This window comes from Gabonia massiliensis (genome assembly GCF_001403595.1).
In the GTDB taxonomy this organism is placed as follows: Bacteria; Bacteroidota; Bacteroidia; order Bacteroidales; family Coprobacteraceae; genus Coprobacter; species Coprobacter secundus.
In genome coordinates this window covers 1,116,542-1,136,135 of sequence record NZ_LN877939.1, presented here as the reverse complement: position 1 = coordinate 1,136,135, position 19,594 = coordinate 1,116,542, and the positions used below count along the sequence as shown (strand labels likewise).

Annotated in this window: 12 protein-coding genes; 7 read left to right on the top strand and 5 right to left on the bottom strand. The window is 35.4% G+C overall.

The window, feature by feature from the left end:
- The first annotated feature begins 16 nt into the window (after positions 1-16).
- The 4 genes from BN2628_RS09250 to BN2628_RS09235 all read left to right on the top strand — a co-directional run bounded on the left by BN2628_RS09250 (position 17) and on the right by BN2628_RS09235 (position 7,424).
- Positions 17-1,411 (top strand): MFS transporter, encoded by a 1,395-nt coding sequence (locus tag BN2628_RS09250; RefSeq protein ID WP_055096951.1) that lies wholly within the window; start codon positions 17-19, stop codon positions 1,409-1,411.
- Between the two features lie 27 nt (positions 1,412-1,438).
- Positions 1,439-3,874: a glycoside hydrolase family 94 protein gene (locus BN2628_RS09245; RefSeq protein ID WP_055096949.1), complete on the top strand. Its 2,436-nt coding sequence runs from the start codon at positions 1,439-1,441 to the stop codon at positions 3,872-3,874.
- A gap of 2 nt (positions 3,875-3,876) precedes the next feature.
- Entirely contained in the window at positions 3,877-6,480 is a 2,604-nt protein-coding gene (locus BN2628_RS09240; protein ID WP_021929388.1) for an acetylxylan esterase, read from the top strand.
- Positions 6,481-6,569: 89 nt separating this feature from the next.
- Positions 6,570-7,424: a DUF4886 domain-containing protein gene (locus BN2628_RS09235; RefSeq protein WP_021929387.1), complete on the top strand. Its 855-nt coding sequence runs from the start codon at positions 6,570-6,572 to the stop codon at positions 7,422-7,424.
- 151 nt (positions 7,425-7,575) lie between these two features.
- Here BN2628_RS09235 and BN2628_RS09230 read toward each other — a convergent pair whose 3' ends face one another.
- Complete coding sequence (locus BN2628_RS09230) at positions 7,576-9,990, bottom strand: glycoside hydrolase family 3 N-terminal domain-containing protein (protein ID WP_021929386.1); 2,415 nt, start codon at positions 9,988-9,990, stop codon at positions 7,576-7,578.
- Positions 9,991-10,322: 332 nt separating this feature from the next.
- On the opposite strand from BN2628_RS09230, the gene BN2628_RS09225 reads away from it, so the two are divergent.
- Positions 10,323-11,642, top strand: coding sequence for a Gfo/Idh/MocA family protein (locus BN2628_RS09225; RefSeq protein ID WP_021929385.1), 1,320 nt, complete (start codon positions 10,323-10,325; stop codon positions 11,640-11,642).
- Positions 11,643-12,000: 358 nt separating this feature from the next.
- Here BN2628_RS09225 and gadC read toward each other — a convergent pair whose 3' ends face one another.
- Complete coding sequence (gene gadC, locus BN2628_RS09220) at positions 12,001-13,572, bottom strand: glutamine/gamma-aminobutyrate antiporter GadC (protein ID WP_055096947.1); 1,572 nt, start codon at positions 13,570-13,572, stop codon at positions 12,001-12,003.
- 179 nt (positions 13,573-13,751) lie between these two features.
- Between gadC and BN2628_RS09215 the strand changes: the two genes are divergently transcribed.
- Positions 13,752-14,537 (top strand): potassium channel family protein, encoded by a 786-nt coding sequence (locus BN2628_RS09215; protein WP_055096945.1) that lies wholly within the window; start codon positions 13,752-13,754, stop codon positions 14,535-14,537.
- Here BN2628_RS09215 and glsA read toward each other — a convergent pair.
- A complete protein-coding gene (gene glsA, locus BN2628_RS09210) occupies positions 14,534-15,499 on the bottom strand; it encodes a glutaminase A (RefSeq protein ID WP_021931928.1) in 966 nt (321 codons plus the stop codon). The two genes, BN2628_RS09215 and glsA, sit on opposite strands and share 4 nt — an antisense overlap.
- A 94-nt stretch (positions 15,500-15,593) precedes the next feature.
- Entirely contained in the window at positions 15,594-17,030 is a 1,437-nt protein-coding gene (locus tag BN2628_RS09205) for a glutamate decarboxylase (protein ID WP_055096943.1), read from the bottom strand.
- Between the two features lie 310 nt (positions 17,031-17,340).
- Here BN2628_RS09205 and BN2628_RS09200 point away from each other — a divergent pair, with 310 nt between their 5' ends.
- On the top strand, positions 17,341-18,570 hold the full coding sequence (locus tag BN2628_RS09200) for an MFS transporter (protein WP_055096942.1): 1,230 nt from the start codon (positions 17,341-17,343) through the stop codon (positions 18,568-18,570).
- Between the two features lie 2 nt (positions 18,571-18,572).
- On the opposite strand, the gene BN2628_RS09195 is transcribed toward BN2628_RS09200, so the two are convergent.
- Entirely contained in the window at positions 18,573-19,466 is an 894-nt protein-coding gene (locus BN2628_RS09195; RefSeq protein WP_021931931.1) for a PfkB family carbohydrate kinase, read from the bottom strand.
- Between the last annotated feature and the right edge of the window lie 128 nt (positions 19,467-19,594).

Genomic DNA, 19,594 nt, shown 5'->3' with positions numbered 1-19,594 from the left:
AATGAATGATAGAATGATGAATACATATAAAATTTCATTAAAAGAGAAAATCGGATATGGATTTGGTGATGCAGCAGCATCGATGTTTTGGAAATTGTTTACAATGTACCTGATGTTTTTTTATACCGATGTATTTGGTATTTCGGCTGTAGTAGTGGGTACAATGTTTTTGATAACCCGTATTTGGGATGCTATTTTTGACCCTTTTGTGGGAATATTGGCCGACCGCACTCAAACTCGTTGGGGTAAATTTCGTCCATATTTGCTTTGGATGATGGTGCCGTTTGGTATTTTGGGCATACTTATGTTTTCTACTCCGGGGTTGAGTGAAAATGGAAAGATAGTATATGCATATATAACATATTCGCTTATGATGATGGTTTATTCGTTGATAAATGTTCCTTATGCGTCATTATTGGGGGTAATGACATCAGATGGGAAAGACCGTACATCGTTGGCGACTTATCGTATGACATTTGCTTTTGCTGGAAGTTTGTTGGTTTTAGGTGCAGCAGAGCCTTTAGTAGATGTTTTTAGCAAAATAAAAGGCAATGGAATAGATTTGGCTGCAGGATGGCAATATGCGGCAGTAGTCTTTGCCATTGTTGCAGTCATCTTTTTTTATCTATGTTTTATATGGACAAAAGAAAGAATAAAACCTGTTGTAGAAAAAACTTCGTTAAAAGATGATATTCGGGATTTATGGGGAAATCGACCATGGTTTATTCTATTAGGTGCAGGTATATCTGTTATCTTTTTTAATTCGATACGTGATGGTGCGGCTATATATTATTTTAAATATTATGTGACTGTGCAGGATGCTTTTCAGTTAAATTCATTCAATATGACTATCTCACTAAGTAGTATGTATTTTGTGTTAGGGCAAGCTGCGAATATTGTTGGAGTTTTATTGACTATTCCGGTTTCTAATCGTATGGGGAAAAAAGGAACATTTCTTACTGCAATGGTAATTGCTACATTGTTAAATATCTGGTTTTATTATATCGATAGGAGTAATGTTTCCCTCATCTTTGTATTACAATTCTTTATAAGTCTATGTGCTGGAATTACATTACCTCTTATCTGGTCAATGTATGCCGATGCTTCTGATTATTCTGAATGGAAGACCAAACGGCGGGCTACTGGATTAGTATTTTCGGCATCCTCTATGTCTCAAAAATTTGGATGGACCATTGGTGGTGCACTTACTGGTTGGTTGTTGGGATATTATGGATTTCAAGCAAATGTGGTTCAGACAGAGTTTGCTCAAAATGGCATACGTATGATGCTTAGTTTTTTCCCGGCTATAGGTACTTTCCTGGGCGTCTTATTTATGCTTGTTTATCCATTAAGTGAGAAGAAGATGGCAGAAATAGGAATTGCCCTAAAGAATAAGAGAGAAGAAATATAATAATGGGTAATATAATAGTAAAAGATTATGAAATACGGATTTTTTGATGATAATTGTAGGGAATATGTAATTACTAATCCTCGTACGCCATGGCCTTGGATAAATTATTTGGGAACAAAAGATTTTTTTAGTTTGATTTCTAATACAGCAGGAGGATACTCTTTTTGTAAGGATGCAAAATTTCGTCGTATTACACGTTATCGTTATAATGGGGTTCCAATGGATAACGGGGGTAAGTATTTTTATATAAATGATGCCGGAACAGTTTGGAATCCTGGGTGGAAACCTTGTAAAACAGAATTAGATGATTATGAGTGCCGACATGGGATGAACTATACCATTATAAAAGGTGAAAAAAATAAGTTGAAAGTTGAGGCTCTTTATTTTATACCTTTGGAGACTTGGGCAGAAGTTCAAAAAGTGACTTTACAGAATACTTCGGATAAAGTGAAGAAAGTACAATTTTTTTCGTTTGTAGAATGGTGCCTTTGGAATGCCCAAACAGATATGGAAAATTTTCAAAGGAATCTTTCTATAGGAGAAGTTGAAATCGAAGGTTCTGTTATTTATCATAAGACAGAATATCGGGAACGTCGTAATCACTATGCTTATTATTCAGTAAATGTCCCGATGGATGGATTTGATACGGATAGAGAATCATTTTTGGGATTATATAATGGATTTGATGAACCGGAAGTGGTATTGCAGGGTAAAGCGAGAAATAGTGTCGCTCATGGGTGGTCTCCTATAGCATCACATTGTATAGAAGTAGAGTTACAGCCAGGAGAATCGAAAGACTTGATTTTTGTATTAGGATATGTTGAAAATGATATAAACGAAAAATGGGAGAAGAAGAAAATCATTAATAAGACCAAGGCTAAAGATACAATTAAACGTTTTCAGTCAGTTGAAGATGTTGATAAGGCGTGGTTTGATTTGAAAAAATATTGGGATGATTTATTGAATGTGTATGTCCTGAAATCGGAAGAGAATAAGCTGAACCGGATGGTTAATATCTGGAATCAATATCAGTGCATGATTACGTTCTGCTTTTCACGTTCTGCATCTTTTTTTGAAAGTGGAATCGGCCGGGGAATGGGATTCCGGGATTCGAATCAGGATTTGGTTGGATTTTTGCATCAGATACCGGAAAGGGCTCGTGAACGTATTATCGATATTGCTTCTACTCAATTTCCAGATGGAGGATGCTATCATCAATACCAGCCTTTGACAAAAAAAGGAAATAATGAAATAGGGCAGGGATTTAATGATGACCCGATGTGGCTTATTTTTGGTACAGTACACTATTTAAAAGAAACGGGGGATTTTTCGATTTTGGATGAAATGGTTCCGTTCGATAATGAACGAGGTTCTGAAAAATCTCTTTTTTATCATTTGACAGTATCTTTTAATCATGTTATAAATAATTTAGGGCCTCATGGATTACCGTTGATTGGACGGGCTGATTGGAATGATTGTTTAAATTTGAATTGTTTCTCTGATAATCCGGATGAAAGCTTTCAGACGACAGAAAATAAAACTGAAGGAAGTAAAGCCGAAAGCTTGATGATTGCTGGACTATTTGTTATGTATGGAAAGGAATATGCCGATTTATGTGATTATTTAGGCAAAAGAGAAGAAGCAGTTCGCGCCCGGCAACATGTAAATGATATGACAGAAGCTGTAAAAAAGTATGGTTGGGATGGAGAGTGGTTTTTACGTGCTTATGATTTTTGGGGGAATAAAATCGGCTCCAATGAAAATGAAGAAGGTAAAATATTTATAGAATCGAACGGTTGGTGTTCTATGGCCGGAATAGGTCTTGAAGAGGGGTTGGTACAGAAGGCATTGGATGCGGTAAAAGACAGGTTGGATTGTGAATATGGAATAGTTTTGAATAATCCTGCTTATACAACATATCATATTGAGTCAGGCGAAATATCGAGTTACCCGGAAGGATACAAAGAAAATGCAGGAATATTCTGTCATAATAATCCATGGATTATTATTGGCGAAACTATTTTGGGGCGGGGTGATCGTGCATGGGAATATTATAAAAAAATATGTCCGACTTATTTAGAGAAAATAAGTGAGTTACATAAAGTTGAACCCTATGTATATGCACAAATGATTGCCGGTAAAGATGCATATTGCCCGGGTGAAGCGAAAAATTCATGGTTAACGGGTACTGCGGCTTGGAATTATTTCGCTGTTACACAATATATTTTGGGAATTCGGCCACAATATGATGGATTGTTGATTGACCCTTGTATACCTTCTGACTGGAAATCTTTTACAGTTATTCGTCGTTTTAGAGGAACTACTTATGAGATTAAAGTAAGTAATCGAAATGGAATGATGAAAGGTGTTAAACAGATTAGAATAGATGGTAAATCTCTTTCAGGAAATATTCTTCCACTGATTCATACGGAGAAAATTGTAAATGTAGAAGTAGAAATGTAGGTATGAAAGTATTTAGAATTTTAGTTTTTATTCTGTTGAATATATTATGTTTTCCGACCAATCTTGTGTCGGAAAATCTTTTTGCAGGTGTATCTTCTCCAATGATAAAAAGTGATTTGGATTCTTTGATATTAACTGTCGATTCGAGTGATGAAGATATGATATTTGTGTCACCCCAAAATATTGATTTAAAAATTGGAATTAAAAGTGTTTCTAATCTGAAACGAGATGTTACCTTAATATGTAAAATAACGACAGATGACTATAACAGTGTAGATTCTCTTTCTTATAAAATTAAATATAAAAATAAAGAGATGTCGTTTGACGGGATTAAGTATACACCTTTGCATGCTGGTTTTTATCGCTTTACTATATATGCAGAGGGGAAAGATATCAAGAGTAATGTCTTGCATTTCAATGTTGGATTCAATCCTGAAAGTATAGTCTCTCCAGTTGATGCTCCTGCCGATTTTGAAACTTTTTGGCAAAAGACTAAGGAAGAACTGGGAAGGGTTATTCCTCGGTATAAGATGACTTTGATGGAAGATAAATCGTCGGATAAAAAAAATATGTATCATGTAGAGATGTATTCATGGGGAAATGTAAAGATAGAAGGGTATTATTGTGTTCCTAAAAAATCAGGGAAATATCCTGTTATTGTGGCATACATGGGATATGGAGCATCACCTTATTTCCCTGATGCAACAGCCATGACTGATTTTTGTGAATTTGTTCTTTCTGTCCGGGGACAGGGGATACAAAAAACAAAAAATATTTATGGTGATTGGATTACTTATGGTTTGAAAGATAAATATGATTATTACTATCGAGGAGCATATATGGATTTGGTGCGGGCTATAGATTTTGTTTGTTCGAGACCGGAAGTCAATAATCAGAAAATAGCAGTTGAAGGAGGTAGTCAGGGGGGAGCTTTTTCTTTAGTTGCTTGTGCCTTGGATAAGCGTATAAAAGTTGCAGCGCCACATATTCCTTTTCTAACTGATTTTCGGGATTATTTTAAGATATGTCCTTGGCCAAAGTCCTCTTTTGAGCATTATTTAAAGAAAAATCCGGATAAAACTTGGGATGATATTTATGGGTTGTTGGCTTATTTTGATGTTAAGAACTTTGCACCTCGGATACAATGCCCTATCGTTATGGGAATAGGTTTACAAGATAATACATGTCCTCCTCATACAAATTTTGCAAGTTATAACTTGATTCCGTCAGAGAAAAAATATTATGTTTATCGAAATCAGAAGCATAGTGTTGATAAAAGCTGGTGGCCTATGCGTGCCCATTTTTTCAGAGAGGTGTTGGGCCGTATTCCGGATAAGTCAGTAGTTACTTTGGATGATGGGAACCATGTTGTGATAAATAATGTGTTGACATTATCTAATGATATTTGTATACCTTCTCGGTTATATATGCTTGCTGATACGGAAAATGATATTTTTATTAAGCCTTTTCTCAAAAGATGGTTTCCGTATGAATATTTTGTAAGGTTTGGTGGAAATATACATTTTTCTCAAATACTGGGCGATAGAGTGGTAGTGGATAAACCTCAAAATAATGGGAAATTAGTTGTGAATTTGATTGAAGGGGAAAATTTTGAGGTTATAAAATCTGTAGAGACCTCAGTTTTGACAAGTAATAAATCTAAATATGATGGTGATATTTTTATTCAGATTTTAGGGGACAGTTATGTAAATGGAGCTTTTTTTAGAGATGCTTTTTTTACAAAAAAATATGTGCCGGGAGTTCGATTGATAGGAATGAGGAAAGTTCAGGGAGAAGAAGGACAATATGATGAAGGACGTGGAGGATGGAGATTGGCCGACTATTTTAAAATACCCAAGGATAAAACATCTTTTCATGGTTTTATGCAACCAGATGGTGATTATTATTATTGGGGAGCTACAGGTTTTTGGAAAAATAGTTATTTAGTTGCAAAAGGGAAAACAATAGATTTTATGACTGTATATCATTGTGGAAGATACGATGATTATATTGGGTGGTTTGACGAAAAGACAGGTTACTTATCTTCTCCGAAGAAAAATGATTTGCAATATGATAATGAACTTGAATCTTTTGTGAAGTATGATGGTAGAAAATGGGTTCCGGTTAAAGAGACAGATTTTAGCTGGAATTTTGACTATGGAAAATATTTGAAAATGTGGAAAATAAAACCTCCTCGTTTTTTATTTGAATTATTAGGACTAAATGATTTTAGATATGATATTAACGCAGACTTTTCAGAATGGAATGCGATGCTTGAAGATATGAAAAACTCATATCTCAAAGCAGTTCCTGATGGAAAATTTGTTATTCTTATTCCTACCACGACTTGTGGTTCTATAGATAATGTTTCTGGCGTATTTACTCCTTATCAGAATGCAGCGATGTGGCGTCTGCGTAAAAATATTATAGATGTATTTGATGATAGGGAACATGATGGATATTATATGGTAGATATAGGAATTGTTGTGGATGAAAATGGTGGATATGATAGAGAAAATGGAATCCAGAAGGGGTTGCCACATCCATATCGAAGTTATCCGAAAATGGGCATACCTTTAGCCGCATTTATTCAATATTATAGATAATTTTTAAGAAATGTACTTTTAATAAAATAATTATTACATTTATGCCGTTATCAGGCTGAGTGTAATAAATGTAAAATAATTTTTTGTTTATGAAAAGGACACGGTGTTTTATAACGATTCTATTATTATCCGCTTTAGTCTTCTCAGTACAAGGCTCAGTAATTAAAGTTTTGGCTGTTGGAAATAGCTTTTCGGAGAATGCCATAGAACAAAATTTATATCAGTTGGCTGAAGCAAATGGAGATACATTGATTATTGGAAATATGTTTATTCCCGGATGCACTATCAATAGGCATTGGGAATGTGCGCAAAGTGAAGAAGCAGCTTATCAGTATCGAAAAATTGTGAATGGGAAAAAGGTAAATACCTCTAATAAGTCCATGCTCGAATGTATACGAGATGAAGCATGGGATTATATTTCTTTTCAGCAGGGAAGTTATGATTCAGGAAATTATGCAACTTATACGAATCTATCTTTATTGATGAAGTTTGTAGCTGAGAATGTAATTAATATTAAAGTTAAATATATCTTTCATGCGACTTGGGCTTATGCTCAAGATACAAAACATTCTGGTTTTAAAAATTATAATTCAAATCAGATGTGCATGTATAATGCTATTATTGAGACTGTGGATAGAACGGTAAAAGAAATCAATGAAGATAGTTCGAACCCTAATAAGATTACATTTATTATACCATCGGGAACTGCTATCCAAAACGGGAGAGCTTCTTCACTCGGAGATATATTTTGTGGTTCTGATGGTTATCATCTGAACGCGTTAGGAAAGTATACTGCAGCATGTACTTGGCTTGAAATGATTACAGGAAAGGCAGCTGTTGGAAATTCTTATAAACCTTCTGATATTACTACACAACAAGTAAGAATTGCTCAGCAGGCAGCACATAATGCAGTCCTATGTCCTGATAGAGTAACATCATGGTAAATCATTGGTAATATTATAAAACACTGTCTAACATACAGTTTGAATTTTAATGATTTTACCCCTGTCACATTACAATATGTGTGTGGCAGGGGTAAATATTGGGGATGAAGATTATCTATGATATTAGTTATAGAGTAAATATAGATAATATTTAAGGAGTAACCTGTACAATTTGTTTTAGCCTGATATCTTCAGATGAGGCTCCGAGCATAAATTCGAATTCCCCAGGCTCTACTGTCCAGTTCATATTCTTATCTAATATCATTAAATCTTCGGGATGAAGAGTGAATTCTACCTTTTTTGTTTCTCCGGGTTTTAAGTTGACTCTTTCGAATCCACGTAGTTGGGAATCATATGTTATTACACTACTTACCTTATCGCGAATATAAAGTTGGACAATTTCATCTCCGCTTCTTTTGCCTGTATTGGTAATATCTGCTGTTATTTTGAAATCTCCTTTAGTTTTTTGCGAAGTTGGGGTTATTTTTAAGTTTTCATATTTGAATGTCGTATAACTTAAGCCATAACCAAAAGGATACAAAGCTCCGTTTACTCGGGTTTTCCCGTAGCCGTTAGGCCCTTCCTGATGTTGTCCTGCTTGGGAACCGGGTTTGAATGGAAAATTCAATTCTATTTGTCCTATTGTTTTGGGAAAAGTTACTGATAATTTCCCTCCTGGATTATAGTCTCCGAATAAGGTTTCTGCTATTGCTTTACCCCCTAAGTGGTTAGGAAACCATGCTTCCAAAATAGATGGTATAAACTTGTTTGCCCAGTTTATAGTTAATGGTTGCCCATTGATAAGTACCAGCACTATAGGTTTCCCGGTAGAGTAAAGTGCTTCAAGAAGTTGTTGTTGTCGTCCTGGCAAATTAAGTCCCGTTCGGGATTTACTTTCTCCGGTACATTCTTCATCCTCACCGAGCACGGCAATAATAATATCATTGTTTTGTGCCAGAGAGACAGCTTCCTGTATATCTTGTTTTTCTTTATCACTTAACGGATAATGGATGATTTCACTTTCTGGCCAGTATTTATCAGTTGTTTCGCAACCTTTAGCATAAGATAAGGTTATATCATTTCCAACATAGTCTTTTATTCCGTCATAGACGGTAATATTGTTAAGCTCCTGTGGTCCGTATCTGCTAATCATGTAATTTGTCTCTTTAGCCAACGGGCCGGTTATTAAAATATTTTTTATTTCTTTTTTATTTAATGGTAATAGATTGTTGTCATTTTTAAGTAATACTAAGGATTGTTTTTGTATATCAAGTACAAAATCTTGATTTTTATCGGCACCGACGATTTTATCAGCAGCCTTAATGTCTGTCACATATGGTGAGTCGAACAGACCTAATTCGAATTTTACACGCAATACATCTGCAACCAAATTATCGATAGTTTTCATGGAAATACGTCCGTTTTGAATTAGGTTACGCATGGGCAGAATGTAATCATGTGGAGGAGTAAAGTGGGTCCTGACATTTAATCCGGCTTCGGCTACTTGCCGTACTGCATCTTCATAATCAGGGGCAACATGGTGCTTTGATGCCACAAATTCAACTGCTTCGCTGTCGCTCACAACATATCCTTTGAATCCGAATTGTTGTCTGAGCAATTCGGTTAGGAAATAATAACTGGCTGATACAGGTTCTCCATTCCAATCATTATAACTGCTCATTACCCCCATCGGTTGGGCCTCTTGAATGACTTTTTTAAAAGGATACAAATATAATTCATGTAGTTCTCGGGGGCTGACGTGGGGGTCTGTTCTTGCATTTCCGTCACGACCGCCCTTAGGGACACTATAAACGGCAAAATGCTTTAGTGTAGATGCTACACCCTGTTTTTGTATTCCTTTAACCATTTGAGTACCTAAAGTCCCGACTAAATAGGGATCTTCTCCATAACATTCCAATACCCGGCCCCAGCGGGGATCACGAGCAATATCCAGTATAGGAGCATATACATTTGTGTAACCTAAAGCTTTAGCTTCTTTTCCGGCAATTTCACCCGCTTGTAAGATTAACTTCCTATTCCAAGTACATCCTATCCCAATGGGTGCTGGCAAGGGAGTCGCTTTTGTATGGTTTAGACCATGTATACCTTCGTTCGAAAAATCGACGGGAATACCCAGGCGGGTTTCTTCGATGAACCATCTTTGGATTTTGTTTATGGCTTTGGCATGATTACTGAAAGGATATATGAGGTGCGGTGCTATTTGTGCTCCTTTTCCAATACCATTTAGTTGTTCATCAATATTTGCAATTCCGTCTTTCCATATTTCGTTTTTCCAGTTATCGGTCGGTAGAGAATCGTTCAATACTCTTTTATAACCATATAATGTTGCTAATTGGCAGGTCTTTTCATCGACAGACATTTGGGAAAGTAGGTCTTGGATTCTTTTTTCGATGGGCTGTTTGGTATCTTCATAAATATCCATTTTCCCGTTTTTGTTAAAATCTATCCAATCTTTGTGGTAGATATCCGTTCTTTCTTTGGCAAGAACCATGGAATGGGTGAGTAGTCCTATCCCGATGAGTTGTAATAAATGTTTTTTTTTCATGTTATTATAGTCGTGATTTGATACAAAAATAACATTTTTGTTAGGAATTTCTTAATAGATGCAGGACAAGATATAATTGTTATACTGTTAAAGTATGTAATTATTATTTGAATTTTTTTCAATAGTTGAGAGACGTTTTGTTTCCCCGTTTTTTTATCTATAAAGTAATTATTGAGGATTGTTCAACTATATGTTGTATTATCTTCATAATGATAAATTTTACACATTATATGGAAACATATTTATTTTATTATGTTTATTAAAAAAAATCATATAGCTTTATAGATATTTCCGAATACATCTAATGTTTAACTTAAAATCTAATAAATGACATGAGTTCAAAAATGAATCGAAAAGATTTCTTGCGCCTATCTGCATTAGGGTTAACATCTTTAATTGCTCCTTGGCAGGTGTCTGCCGCTTCAGTGCCAACTTCAGCAAAATCTAAAAAGACCGAAATTAATGATAAAATCAATATCGGTTTTATTGGTTTGGGACAACAGGCAATTCATTTAATGGCGGGATTTATTACTATTCCCGAAGTACGTATTGTTGCCGGTTGTGATGTTTATGATATTAAACGAGACCGTTTTAAGAACCGAGTAAATAAATATTATGCTGCTCAAGGTATTAAGAACAAATTAGACATGTATATTCATTATGAGGAATTACTCGCTCGTAAAGATATTGATGCAGTGGTGATTGCGACGCCCGATCATCAACATGCGATTATGGCTATTGCAGCTTGTCGTGCAGGTAAGGATGTATATCTTGAAAAGCCGCTTACATTTACTATTTATGAAGGGCAACAATTAGTTAAGGCTGTCCGTGAGAATACACGTATTTTACAGGTAGGTAGTATGCAGCGTTCAATGGATGAATTTGTTCATGCGGCCAATATTGTACGGGAAGGGGCTTTGGGTAAAATATCACTTATGAAAGCTCATGTAGGAGAAGGGCCAAAACCTTATAACTTGCCAAGACAAGAAGTTCCTAAAGGACTTGACTGGGATTTGTGGCTTGGCCCTTTGGATACAAAATGGTATTATAATCATGAACTGAATCCTTTACTTGATGCTGATGGCCGTGATGAATGTTGGGGTGCGTGGCGTTGGTATCAAGGAATGGGAGGAGGCTATACCACCGATTGGGGGGCACATATGTTTGATATCGGTCAATGGGCTATTGGTAAGGACGGCTCTGGTCCTGTAGAAATTCTTCCACCATCAGCGAGTCCTTATGATTGTCTTACTTTCCGTTATGATAATGGTATTGAAATGACTCAACAAAAGTTTGATGGTGGTAAACTTGGAATTAAGATTATTGGCGAAAATGGTTGGATTCAAGTATGTCGTGGAGAATTTCTTGCTTCTTCTCCTGAGTTCATGCCTAAGAAAGTTGATGAAAAGGCTGTTTATGAAACCAATGTACCGCATTACCAGATTTTCATTGATTGTATTCGTTCACGTCGTGACCCAAATGTTCCTGTGGAAGTAGGGCATAGTTCTTGTACGGTATGTACTTTAGGGAATATTGCTTATGAGCTTGATAGACCTTTGCAATGGAATCCTATTGTTCAGAAATTTGTAGACGATGCTGAAGCTACAAAGAGACTCCATTATGACTATCGCAAACCATATACGTTAGATTAGGGCTTTTTAGAAAAGTAAAGGTTTTCTGCTTTAGACAGCTATTCAAATTTTCATGTTTATAGAAAAATCTACTCGGTCATAGAACTTTATATAAGTAATAAAGTTCTTTTATACATATTATATTCCAAGAATCTTGAGTGGGAATAAGACAAGGGGAGGGAGTCAAAGCTAAAATGACCAATTCGAAAAGTTATAGATTGTAACTATGATACCTAAAAAGGTCGTATCATTACTCAAAGCAGAGATTGATACGACCTTTTTTGTCTTTTAGAATGCTCAAATTTTAAATAGAAAGTTCATATTTTCAAAAATTGAGATTTGACAACCCTCCTGTATATGAATCAATTAATTTTGTATTTTAAGGCTTATTATTCCCGGGAGTTAGGTTGGTTTTATTGTTTAAGTTATTTGTATCATTATTTCTCATCTGAGATGTATTGTTAGTTGAGTCAGTATTGACGGTTGAAGTTGCAGAAGTATTTTCTTCCCAATGGAAAGGTTCGAACTGGCTATCCGCACTTGACCATGAAGGTTTTTTAGAGGCATAGATAATGAAGGGTGCAACAACAACGATAATACAGCCGATAACTAAAACTGAAAACCATACAGTACTATTTCCGGTTGCAATTTGGCTGGGGGGAATAAAGCTTAAAGAAAATGCCAGTAAAGACCCACAAAATCCTAATCCGGCAATAAACCACATCAATCCATTACCTTTATTACCGATACGGAATGGTCGATTTGCTTTCTTCATATTGTATCTTAAATAAATGGCTGCAGAAAACATGAGCATATACATTATCAAGTATAGTAATACCGTCAATTGGGATAATATTTGATAGAAACTTTGTACAGAAGGCATGACAACAAAGAGTAAACTTAATAGAGTAACGGCTAATCCCTGAAGATATAAAATATTTTTTTGAACACCTATTTTATTGGTTTTTTGGAAATATGGAGGTAGATACCCCGCTTTGCCTACGGCAAATATACCTTTTGATGGTCCGGCTACCCAAGTTAATACTCCTGCCAAAACACCAAATGCTAAAGCAATCGCAATAATCGGAGATAGCCAGGACATTCGTATAAAGTTGAAATAATTATCAAAACCTTCGAGAAGGCTTTGAGTCAGGTTTATATCTTTTTGAGGAATAATAATCCCCAAAGAAAATGTCCCTAAAACAAAAATTAGTACAGTAATAGCTGAACCGATAAATACTGCTTTAGGATAGTTCTTAGCAGGATTTTCTATATCTTTTACATGAATACCTCCCATTTCCATACCTGCATAAAATAAAAATATGCTTGAAGCCAATACTAAGTTGTCGAATTTGGTAAAGTCAGGGAAAAAGTTTCCGGAAAAGTCCATTTGTGATTGGCCTCCCATAGCCAAATATACGATTGCCAATATGATTAGTAAACCTGCTGGAATAATAGTGCCTATCATACCTCCTACTTTTGCGACTTTCCCTACCCAGCTCAGACCTTTTAACGAAATAAAGGTGGCCAGCCAATAAATAATTAGGACGACCGCTAATGTGTAATATTTATTTGATGCTAAAATCATATCTTGAGAATGGTCCATTCCAATAAATGCGATTGAGACTGCTCCGAATGTAAGGACGGTAGGATACCAGATTGTACTTTCTATCCATTGTAGCCAAATAGCTAAAAATCCGGCTTTCTTTCCGAATGCCTCACCGACCCACCGAAAAACTCCTCCTTGTTTGTCTTGAAACATGGCTGCCAGTTCGGCAGCGACTAATGCTGTGGGAATTAAAAATACAAGTGCTGCAAACAGATAATAGAATGCAGAACTTAATCCATATTCGGCTTCGGCAGGTAGACCTCGTAAGGATACGACAGCCGTTACGTTCATAATAGCGAGAGTAAATACTCCTAATTTTACTGTTTTTCCAATATTTGCCATAATGCATTTTTGTTAATGGTTTGTTTCATAAGTTTCAAATATGAGTTTATAACAAATACTGTCTGGGTTGGTTTAAAATATAGTGTAAAACATTTTTAATTAATAAATGGAGAGTGAAAACAAACAGGATTCCGAATTGTTCTTATCATGATATTAAGTACTCATCTAAAAAATGGAATATGAAGTCTGCATTATCTGATTTTGTGTATCAAAAAAAGGGAATATATGGTATATTACATGTTATAATCTTATTGTTATCGCTTTTTTTGATTATTAGTATCTCTGTTGATACCTTTAAAAATATACCTTTTGTATCTCAGAGTTCGTATCTGAAACTTCAAGGTTGGATATGTCTGTTTTTTATGTTTGATTTTATATTGGAGTTTTTTTTAGCTAAAAGAAAATGGCATTATTTGCGTACACATTTCGTATTTTTTTTAGTATCTATCCCTTATTTGAATATTATAGATTATATGCAGCTGGCCTTTTCTCCTGAAACGACTTATTTCCTTCGTTTTATTCCTTTACTGCGTAGTGGATATGCTTTGGCTATTGTTGTAGGGTGGTTGACAGCAAGTAAAGCTTCAAGCCTTTTTATTTCATATCTGACAATGTTATTGGCTACAGTCTATTTTTCAAGTTTGATTTTTTTCGTGCTGGAGCATAAAGTCAATTCTGAAGTATCATCTTATAGCGATGCATTGTGGTGGGCGTTTATGGATGTTACTACAGTAGGGTCAAATGTTTATGCAGTAACAGTAACCGGGAGAGTGTTATCTGTTCTATTAGCAGCTTTGGGTATGATGATGTTTCCGATTTTTACTGTTTATGTGACGAGTTTAGTACAAAAAACAAATCAAGAAAAGCAGCAGTATTATGATAATTCGCAAAAAAGAGAGACGATTGTTTCGCCTTTAGTAAAGGAACAATCGTCTCCAAAAAGTGACAATATCCAGCCAGGCTAATTTATAATGGAAACTTGTTCACCTCCAAATATATTTAAATTTAATTTATTCATAATATATTTGATAGCTAATTGGGCTTTTACGGAATTTCCAGCGTTGTCGATAGGAGGGGCGAATGCAGCTATTCCGAATACTCCGGGCAGGGTACCCATTACACCTCCACCAACCCCGGTTTTGGCAGGAATTCCAGATGTATATAACCAGTCACCTGTATGTTCATAAAATCCCACAGTAGCGATTAATGAGGTAATTTTAGGAGTTAGTGATGCATCGAATATCTGTTTTTTTGTGACAGGATTGGTCCCCTTATTAGCTATTGTTGCGCCACATACAGATAGTTGGGTGGTAGTGATGCCCAAAGAGCATTGTCGTGTGTATAAGTCGAGTGACATCGAAGGGTCATCGTAGATACGATTATAGTTTTTTAGTAACCATGCAATAGATCGATTATTAAAATTAGTATCTGATTCTGATTTATATAGTTCATCGATGAGTTGAGGGGCACTGCCACATAAATCAGTAATATTTTCAACAATAGCCTTCCATTTTTTATCTGAGTTTCCTATAGGTTTTACCATGCTGCAGGCAGTAATAGCTCCTGCATTAACCAGTGGAGTAGAAGGGTGGTCATTTTCCAGTAAAATAGCAAAAATCGAATTAAATGGTAGTCCTGTAGCATCAGCCCCGATTTGTTCCAAAAGCTTTTGTGCCCCATATTGGCGAAGAATAAGTACTGCTGTATGAACTTTTGATACAGATTCTATACCGAATTTATATTCAGAATCTCCGAATTGAATAATTTGTCCATCCATCAAACAAATGCTGATTCCAAAAAGGCTTTTGTCAATATTGGCCAGATAAGGAATATAATCGGCATTTTTACCTTCGGTGTTTCCTTTTACTTGTTCGTAGGCTTCTTGTGCCGCTTCTTTTATTTGGGCGACTGAAATTGTTTTATTCATAAAAAATGGTTTTAATAAGTAGGTAGACGAAATGAGGATGTTCCGAAGTATTTATTCTCAGACATCCTCATCTTGCCATAGATTTTTCGTAAAATTATTTTTTCTTACATGATCCTGTATGAGTAAATACAGACCCTTTAATTTCTATATTTTTGTCTTGGGCAATACGAGTTGGTGTTGGGTATTCTAGTTTTTCCAATTCGGTTATGGCATTATTTATATCATTGAGTAACATATCTGCCATGTCGCGGCTGAATCCTTGACGAACCACAATACGCATTACTATGTAGTTTTGGATATTTTCAGGCAATGTATAAGCCGGAACCATCCACCCGCCTTGTTTCAATTTATCTTGTAAATCATAAAGGGTCCATTTGGCATTTTGAGCATATTCAGGTTTCATATACCAAATGAATAGTGGGTTTACTACATCTTTGCTGTAGTTCACGAATGGTTTCATTTTTCCGATTTGTTCGTGCAAATATTCAGCAACTTTCATACAATTGTACTGAATGTTTTTGTATCCTTCGAATCCAAGACGGATAAACTGATAATATTGTCCGAGTATTTGTGCCGCAGGGCGAGAGAAGTTTAGTCCTACTTGGGTAATGTTTGCTCCCAGATAATTTACGCTGAAAGACATTTCTTCCGGCAAATATTTTTTATCTTTCCATACAACCCAGCCAAGTCCCGGATATACCAGCCCGAATTTATGTCCGGATGTACTAATAGATAATACCCATTTTAGACGGAAATCCCATTTTAGTTCAGGTTGTAAGAATGGCAAAATGAAGCCACCAGAGGCAGCGTCGACGTGTATGGGAATATCGAATCCTGTTTTTGCATTGTAAGCATCGAGAGCTTTGTCTAAAGCTTCGACATCGTCATTCAATCCTGTCCATGTAACGCCTTCGATAGGAACGATGCAGATTGTATTTTCGTCGCACATTTTTAATGCGTCTTCAGGGTCAAGAGTTGTTTTTTCGAGAGTAAGGGGAACCTGACGCATTTCGATTTGCCATAGTTGTGCAAATTTTTCCCAAACGACTTGAAATCCGGAAGAGATGACAAAATTAGGTTTATCTGTAGGCTTACCTTGTGCTTGTCTTTTTTTACGCCAACGTAGCCAAGCAGCAACACCCCCTAGCATACAAGCTTCCGATGAGCCGATAGCTAATGCTCCTGATTTCCATTTTTCCGGTTCTGGTGTGTTCCATAGATTAGCAACAATGTTGATACATTTTCCATTCATGACAGCAATACGAGGATATTCGGTTTCGTCAATATAGTTGATATTGATAGCTTCGTTCATTAATTTGGTTGCATAATCGTCCATATATGTAGTGACAAAGGTTGCCAGATTCAGACGAGGTTGGGTTTGAGCATAAGTCTCATCTTTTACCATTTGGTAAGCGATTTGCGGAGTCGTAGGACCATCGGGGATTTTATCGACAGGTGATGGTTGTAACATTTCTTCAGAACCGAAAATTGCAGTTTTGGCATCGCCATTTCTAAAATTTACATCTTTCATTTTTCTATAATTTTATGATTAAACAGAGGGTAAAATCCTCTTGGATTTCTATTTCCTTTTAAGCCAAAACACTGTTTGGAGATAAAAGTTTTTTGATTTTTGTTATTCATGCATAATTTGGATTTTATTAAAAATGAAGAGTAAATGATTAGTAAGAATCAACTTAATTTTATAGAAATATGCTTTTGATTGCTTTTAGTTTTGAGTTTATAATTGCAGATTAAACATTCACTTGTAGATTTTGTTTTTAATACGTATTTGTCTTGCGAAGACAGATATTGAGAAGGTATAAATATTTATTATTACGTAGATGGAAATTCAGACAGGGCGAGGAAATATTCCTCTTATTACTCTTGTAGGCATTTGGTCGATATCTGCATTGAATGCATTGCCGGGATTGGCAGTGTCTCCTATTTTAGGTCAGTTATCTGTTATTTTTCCCGATGCGACAGAACTTGAGATTCAGATGGTATCATCTTTACCATCTTTGTTGATAATTCCTTTTATTATATTATCTGGACAGTTGACAGAAAGAGTAAATAGTATAAAGCTTTTGCAGATAGGATTATCTATCTTTTTATTAAGTGGTATTTTATATTTACTTTCAAATAAGATGTGGCAACTTGTTGTAGTAAGTGGATTGTTAGGTATAGGTTCAGGATTGATTGTACCTTTGTCTACTGGACTTATATCTCATTTTTTTACCGGACCATATCGAACAAAGCAGTTTGGATACAGTTCTGCTATTACAAATGTGACTTTAGTTTTGGCAACTGTTCTCACTGGATATTTAGCTGAAGAAAACTGGCATCTTCCATTTTTGGTCTATTTATTTCCCATTGTATCTATTTTTTTATCGTTTTATCTCAAGAAGAATATAGAGCCAAAATCTTCAGTGTCTGATGCTTCTGATATTAGCCTCTCTGAGAGTAATATGAATTCTTCTTTTGGTCGTTTGGGTATTCAGATTAAACGGTTGATAGGGATAATGCTTTTTTATGGGCTTAGTACTTACTTAGTGATTATTATTAGCTTTAATTTGCCTTTTTTAATGAAAGAATACGGGTTTTCAAGTGGTATATCAGGTATAATGATTTCACTTTTTTTTCTGGCAATAATGGCTCCTGGACTTATTCTGAATAAGATAATTGAGAGGCTGGGCAATCTGACCGAATTTTGTAGTATGTTGTCTATTGCTGTCGGTATATTATTGATTCTTATTTTTAGAACTGAATGGCTGATAGGATTAGGATGTATTTTGGCAGGATTAGGATATGGAGTAATACAACCGATAGCTTATGATAAAACGACCCGTACGGCCATTCCTCAAAAAGTAACTTTAGCTTTGGCTTTTGTTATGTCTATGAATTATTTGGCGATATTGCTTTGTCCTTTTATAATAGATACTATCAAAGATATATTAAATATTGAAACACAACAGTTTGCTTTTATTTTTAATATGATTATAGCTGTTATTACGGCATTATTTACTTATCTGAAACGTAATACATTTTTATTTAGATATATATATGAAAAATAAATTTATATAGAAGGGAAGACTTGTTGGGCTGTTTCCATACAAGCGTAAACATCCTCTTTGTTTCCATCAAAAGGCCCCATATATCCAATTTTCAATGTTGACATAGCGGCTGCGAAACGAGCAGATTCTTCTGGTGGAGTATTATGTGCTCTTTGATATAAATATCCAGTCATATATGTGTCACCGCATCCGGTTGTATCAATAATTTGCTGGGGGATATAAGCGGGAATGATGAGGTAAGAATGACCGTCATAAACGACAGACCCTTGGCTCCCAAGAGTAATCAATACTTCTTTTACTCCCCATTCATATAATTGTATGGCAGCTTTTTTTACATCAGAATAGCCGGTCAATGCTTTTGCTTCAACTTCGTTAGCTTTAAGGATATGTATATATTTTAGAGCTTCTATCTTATCTTTCCAATCAGTAGAATATACATGTGTATTTATTACTTTTCTTAGATATCCTTGTGAGTCTACAGATACAATCCCTTTAGTTGATAGATATTTGATAGTGTCAGTTGTAAAATCATCGGACAATAGAGTTCCCAGATGATAGATATGTGCATTTATATCTTTTAGATGTTCAGTAGTAAAAGGGTCAGCTTTTGCCAATACTCTTTGAATTCGATTGTCTGGATTTTCTCCATAAATATTTTCAAAATATACAGATTTACGGCTAGGCAGTACTTTTACTTTTATTCCGCTATTACATAAATTATCTATCGTTTTCATTTCTGTAGGGCCTACAGCTGTGACCAATAGATAGTCTATATCTTTAAATTTATTGATAGCGTAAGAGAAATAATAAGAAGTCCCTCCTGGCAAAAAAGCTGTTTTTTGGAGAGTAACTATTTTATCTAAAGTAATATGACCTATGCAGCAAAGCTCGTACATGACCTATTTTATTTTGGGGTACAAAAATAGAAAAAAGAGTTATTAAAATAAATAATTTGGAGTGAGTATATATATATGTTTGTTTGTTTTTCTTATAGAGAATATTATCTCTGGGGCTCTTGTGAATA